The sequence below is a fragment of the Corallococcus sp. CA041A genome (genome assembly GCF_003612075.1).
GTDB lineage: Bacteria > Myxococcota > Myxococcia > Myxococcales > Myxococcaceae > Corallococcus > Corallococcus exiguus.
Genome location: NZ_RAWF01000392.1, coordinates 1 through 5724 on the forward strand (window position 1 = coordinate 1; position 5724 = coordinate 5724).

6 protein-coding genes are annotated in these 5724 nt (G+C 67.5%); 1 reads left to right on the top strand and 5 read right to left on the bottom strand.

What is annotated here, in order from left to right:
• Positions 1-105: 105 nt before the first annotated feature.
• Together D7V77_RS39450 and D7V77_RS39455 are read right to left on the bottom strand one after the other, a co-directional pair.
• Positions 106-1215, bottom strand: a complete 1110-nt coding sequence (locus D7V77_RS39450) for a hypothetical protein (protein WP_147452310.1) — start codon at positions 1213-1215, stop codon at positions 106-108.
• 59 nt (positions 1216-1274) lie between these two features.
• Positions 1275-2909, bottom strand: a complete 1635-nt coding sequence (locus D7V77_RS39455) for an LVIVD repeat-containing protein (protein ID WP_120581363.1) — start codon at positions 2907-2909, stop codon at positions 1275-1277.
• A 117-nt stretch (positions 2910-3026) separates the two neighbouring features.
• Between D7V77_RS39455 and D7V77_RS39460 the strand changes: the two genes are divergently transcribed.
• Positions 3027-3422: a hypothetical protein gene (locus D7V77_RS39460; protein ID WP_120581364.1), complete on the top strand. Its 396-nt coding sequence runs from the start codon at positions 3027-3029 to the stop codon at positions 3420-3422.
• Between the two features lie 10 nt (positions 3423-3432).
• On the opposite strand, the gene D7V77_RS39465 is transcribed toward D7V77_RS39460, so the two are convergent.
• The 3 genes from D7V77_RS39465 to D7V77_RS45290 form a co-directional block, all read right to left on the bottom strand.
• Entirely contained in the window at positions 3433-4026 is a 594-nt protein-coding gene (locus tag D7V77_RS39465; RefSeq protein WP_120581365.1) for a hypothetical protein, read from the bottom strand.
• A 22-nt stretch (positions 4027-4048) separates the two neighbouring features.
• Entirely contained in the window at positions 4049-5065 is a 1017-nt protein-coding gene (locus D7V77_RS39470; protein ID WP_233597509.1) for an acetylserotonin O-methyltransferase, read from the bottom strand.
• 120 nt (positions 5066-5185) lie between these two features.
• A partial coding sequence (locus tag D7V77_RS45290; protein WP_233597510.1) for a hypothetical protein occupies positions 5186-5724 on the bottom strand: 539 nt, incomplete at its 5' end.

Below are 5724 nucleotides of genomic sequence, written 5' to 3' on the forward strand. Positions count from 1 at the left end.
GTATTCTACAACCGGAAGCGGCGCCACTCCGCCCTGGGCTACCTCAGCCCCATCGAGTTCGAGCGAGTGGCCACAACGAGTAGGCTGGCCGCGTAACCAACCTGTCTACGGAACCGGGTCACGCCCATCCTTCACCACGCCGTCCTTGCCGAAGCGCACCCCGTAGAAGCGCTCGTCGTAGGAGCCAGTCGCGGCGCGCCAGGTGACCCAGGTCTGCGTCCCGTCGAAGGCGATGGCCGGGCCCTGCTTGTAGTCGTAGCTGGCGGGCGTGATGCGCACCCCGGTGCCGTCCAGCGGCGCACCCGCCAGGCTCACCCGTCCCCCATAGAAGTCGCCGTAGCTGGAGGGGTCCCGGCCATCGCTCCACACCACCTGGTAGTTCGTCCCGTCAAAGAGGGCCCGGGGACTCCCCTGGTAGCTCGATGCGACGACGCTCACCGGGATGCCCGCGGCGTCCAGCACCTCGCCGGAGGGCGCCACCCGCGTGGCATAGAGGTCCCACTCGCTGGTCTCGCCCACCTGGTGGCGGCCATCCCCCCAGGCCACGAGGAATCCATCCGGACCGCCCGCGACGGTGGGGTTCGCCTGATTGCCGGACGCAGAGACGAGCACCCGCGGGGTGGGATCCAGCACGGTGCCGTCGTCGCGGATGCGGGCCCCGAGGATGTCGTGGTCGTAGATGCTGCGGGTCCCGCGCTGCCACACCACCAGGCTCACCCCTCCGGACGAGGCCACCCTCGGGGCCTCCTCCCACTCACCGTCGATTTCCGGGATGGGGGCGGAGATGCGGAAGCCATCAGGCGGAGTGGTGACGGTGCCGTCGGGGCTCACCCGCGCGCCGTAGATGGCGTAGTTGCGGTTGTCCCGGTAGTCCTGCCACACGACGAGGAACTGCTTGCCGTCCCACGTCACCGCGGGCGCTTCCTGGCCGTAGGGCGCGGTGCACAGGGGGATGCCGGCCGGGTCCAGCACGTTGCCTTCCGCGTCGATGCGCGCGGCATAGATTTCCGGGCCGGTGCCATAGAAGGCGCTGTTCTCCCCACGCCGCTCGTCGCCCCAGACCAGCAGCGTGACGCCGCCGCCAGTCGCGGCGCGTGGCGCCCGGACGTTGGCCAGCAACCGCCCGTACCGGGGCGACTCCAGCGAGAACTCGTTGGACAGCTCCGTCGCCCCAACCACCGAAGCCCACAGCCACATCACCAGCACGGCACGCATCGACACCATCCCCCGGAAGAGGGCGGCATCATCCCCAATTCGCACCCCAGCGCGCCAGCTCAGGGCTCGTTGAAGATGAGCAGTCCCCGGGAGGTGTCCACGACGTACACGTGGCCGTCTCCGGGAACGCGGATGCCAATGGCTCCTTCGAGCAGGTCATCGCCCCGGTGAACGTCGGACTCACGGAACGTGTTGAAATGGGCGATCTCACGCGGCTGTGGGGGAACGGAGACGTCCAACACGCGCAGCCCTTCCTGGTACCAGGCGATGTAGAGCTGCGTGCCCCTGAGGATCATGTTGTGGATGGAGGTTTGTGGCCGCAGCTTGTAGCGACCCATGAGCTGGATGTTCGTGGGGTCCGTGACGTCCAGCACGCGCAGGTGGGCGCCCTGGTACTCGCCTCCCTCGAATGCGACGGTCTTGCCCGCGAAGGTGCCCACCGCGCTCGCGTGACTGGTCGCGAAGCTGTTGTCGGTCTCGAACGTGTAGTGGCCCAGCTCCAGCGGGCTCATCGGGTCCTTCACGTCGAAGACGACGTAGCCCGCGCTGAAGTGGTTGACGTAGAGCCGATCCTGGTAGGCGAAGGAGTCATGCGCCGAGGGAACCGCGGACTCCGTGTCGGCGGCGGTGAAGCGATTGAGCAGGACGGGTTGAAGCGGCGTGGAGATGTCGAAGACCAGCGTCTCGCCAGTGGGCGCGGGACCCGGCGACACGGCGTAGAGCCAGTTGCCATCCACGAACATCGTGTGGACGTCGATGGGTCCGCGGCCGGGCACGCTGCGCACGAAGGTCGGGTCCGCAGGATGGCTGATATCGAAGACGATGACGCCCGAGCTCTTGCTGGCGATGTAGAGCGCGTCGTCCTTGGCCCAGGCTGCGTTCCAGTACGAGTCTCCCGGGAGGGTGATCTGCTTCTTGATGACGGGGTGACTCGGGTCACGGACGTCGATCACCGCGAGCCCTCCCGGGGCCTGCGTGAGCGGGTCGTCAATGGAGACGACGTAGGCGTGGCCCCGGTGGACATACACATCCACCGGGCGCACCGCCTGGACATGGGTCTCGGAGAGGAGTCGCAACCCTCCCGAGGATTCAGCCTCGCCCCGCGCCCAGGTCATCCGCGCGGCTTCGAAGGTGCCGGAGGTGGCGACCTTGCCATCGGTGCAGCGGGCGAAGCATCCCGTCACCAGCCCGGGCGCGGTGATGCCGCAGCCCGCGAAGACCAGGTTCCGGACGGTGTCCCGGAAGGCGTACTGCGCGGAGAAGCGGAAGCCTCCCTGGAGTTGCTGCCGCGTGACCGGAGCGCTCCGCATCATCGGGAGGTAGTTCATGGTCGCGGTGCCGCCCTCCTCGGGGACCCGGATGCCGGCGAAGTCCGCGAAGCCCGAGGCGTGGCGCATGTCCACCTGGTAGATGCCATGCGGCTCCAAGGTGGCGAGCGAGGCGGTGTCACACTTCGACAGGTCGAAGAGGGACGGGTCGTCGCAGTCGACGACGGTCCCCGGAGGCGGTGTGAACGCGCAGGGGGCGTACTCGCCCCGGTCGACCCAGTCCGACGGGTCGACCAGGGGCGTGTAGGTCCCGTCCCAGGGTTCCTCGGGAGGAGGCGGCGGGGGCCCGGATGTGTCGGAGCAGGATGACGACAGCAGGGCACAACCGAGGATGACTGCACGCAGGGCAGGGGACTCGAGGGCCATGCCCGGGAGTGTATAGCGTTGCGCCGGGTGAGAGGGATTCGCCTCCTGCCTTTGTAGCCCGAGCGTTCAGTGGACAATCACTCGCGAGGAGGTGCGCATGTCGGGTAGGTTGCCCCGATGCTGGTAGCCATGTTCATCTTTGTCCTCGCACTCTTCCTGGCCATTGGAGGCCTGCTTTTCGTCGGCATCCCGTCCTGGGAGCAGAACCGATACGAACGCGTCCGTCGCGAGGGTCAACGCTATCTCGCCGTCATCAAGGAGGTCAGCACCTCCAATAACGACCGAAGCCAGGCGTGGCTCCTGCTGAGGCTCGAGACTCCGTCGGGTCCGGTGGCGAAGCGGCTGATCGTGAAGTTCACGGAGGCGATCACCTGGGAATTCCTCTCCACGGCGCGCGTGACGGATCGGCCGGTGTACGTGCACTGCCTCCTGGACGAGCGCGTCGGGGAAGACGTGCGTCAATTCGGCTTCGTCCTCGAAGAAGCGCCAGTCACGCCTGTCGCAAGGGGGTGAAAAGCCCTGCTCAATCCGTCATCAGCACCATCAGCACCTCCGTCAGGGACCGGGCCTCGGCGTGATTCGGATTCAGCCGCAATGCCTCGTCAACCATCACCTGGGATTCCCCCAGCCTGCCATTCTCCTTGAGGTGCGCGGCGTAGGCGTAGAAGGCCTCCGCCGACTCCGGCTCCTTCGCGATGCGGTCCAGGAGTGGCTTCTCCTCGGCGTCAGGCGGCAGGAAGGCTGAGTCGGGAGGGCAGGGGTCGCCGTACTGGCCCTTGATGCTCTTGGAGTACGCACCCGGCGCGTGTGCCTTCACCGCCTTCATGAGCTTCTTGATGTCCGTGTCGCCGCCCTTGGGGCACAGGCCGAGGACGGCGATGTACAGCCCCTTGTTGAGGCCGGGATATTCATCTGACTTCGACACGCCCGGGAACCCGGTGGTCGACAGGCGGACCCAGAGCACCTTGGGCTTCAGCTTGTCGAGCGCGGCCTGGGCCTCTTCCTCGGTCTTCCCGCCGCCGACGATGACGATGTCATAGGTCCGCGGCTTGGGCTCCTTGGCCAAAGCCGTGAAGGGAAGACAGACGTAGAGGAGGAGCAGGAGTCGTGAGGTCATCCCACGACTCTAGTTCAAACGCTCAGGCCTTCACCGTCTCGATGATGCTGGCCCCGCTCCGGGTGGGGAGGATGCGCTCCACCTTCCAGGACGTGGCGGTGAACAGCGCCTGGAACTCGTCCCGGGTGCGCTCGCGGCCGTCGGCGAGCACCAGCATGTTGAGGTCCATCAAGTGGCTGGGGTGTGGACTCCGGTTGTCCGGAATCACCATCTCCAGCACGAAGAGCCGTGCCCCGGCGGGAGCTGCCTCGTGGATGCGGCGCAGGATGGTGAGGGAGGCGTCGTCCTCCCAGTCATGGAGGATGTGTTTGAGCAGATAGGCGTCGGCCGCGGGGATGCCGGGCTCGAAGAAGCTCCCGGTCACCACGTCCACCCGGCCGGCGAGGCCCCGGGACTCCAGCGCCGCCTTCGCGCCCTCGGCGACCTTGGGCAGGTCGAAGAGGATGCCCTGGCAGGAGGGATGGGCGCGCAGCACCTGCGAGAGCAGATCGCCGTGGCTGCCTCCAATGTCCGCCACGCGAGCGAAGGGGGCGAAGTCGATATGGTGCGTCAGCTCGCTGCCCACCAGGCCGGACAGATTTCCCATGGCCTGGGCGAAGTGCTCCGCCTCGTCGGGATTCCGGGCGAAGTGCTCCCAGATGTCGCAGCCCAGCGCGGCCTGCACCGGGGCCCTGCCCGTGCGAACCGCCTCGGAGAGGAGCCCCCAGGGCGACCAGTGGGACTTGTCGCTCTGCATGATGGCCACCGCCCGCAGCGAGTCCGGGACGTCCGAGCGCAGCCCTTCGCCCATCGGTGTCAGGGCAAAGGTCCGCTCGGAGGCAGCCGTGAAGAGGCCGGCGGTGATGCCGCCTCGCATCAGCCGGAACAAGGCGCCCGGGTGGACGCCCAGCTCCGCCGCCAGCGAGTCACTGTCGCGGGCTCCTCCCGTGAGCAGGTCCGCGATCCCCAGGCGGGCCACCGTGCCGATGACCTGGGTGATCCAATGGCCATTGATTGCCGCGAAGAGCTGCTGCGTGGGAGACGGATTCTCGCTGGGCATGGTTGTCATGCCAGGAGTCTAAATCCGTTCGTGGAAGGCGGGGGCAGCCGTGGGAGCAAACCGGGCGCGGGGGGAACCGTGAGGCAGACATCCATCCCGCTCTGCCCTGGAGCGCCCGGTTCAGGGAGACGGAGGCGGCTCTCGCAGGAGTTGGTGCTCCTTTGCTTGAACCGGTCCCAGGTGCTGCTTGAACCAGGGGAACAAGGAGGGGCCGTCATCGAGCCGCAGTTCGCCGCCCTGCGCTTCCTCCCCCTCGCACCACCGTGTCTCGTTCATGCGCAGCACGTCCCCGCGTACCAGTTGCCCGAACACCACCTGACCGTCCCGGAACTGCATTTCCAGGAGGGCGGATTCCCAGGGCGGCGTCGTCAGGGCCTTGTCCTCCGTCACCACGGCCTGGGCGAGCGCGGGCCGGAGTTGCTCCAGCAACGGTTCGGGCATTCGCGCGAACACCTTGTCTCCCTGACAGGCGATGAGCCGGACCGATACGACAAGAGCCGCATCTGCCTTGAGCCGCTTTGCGGCGCTGATGCCATGCGAGGCGACGCCTTGCCCATCACCGGCCGTCGGCTGCGCTAGCACAGTCGGGGAGCGTTCTCTCGCGGGCAGGGCGGGGGCATCCATACGGCCCCCCGCCCCGCCATCGTGTCCCACCGCCC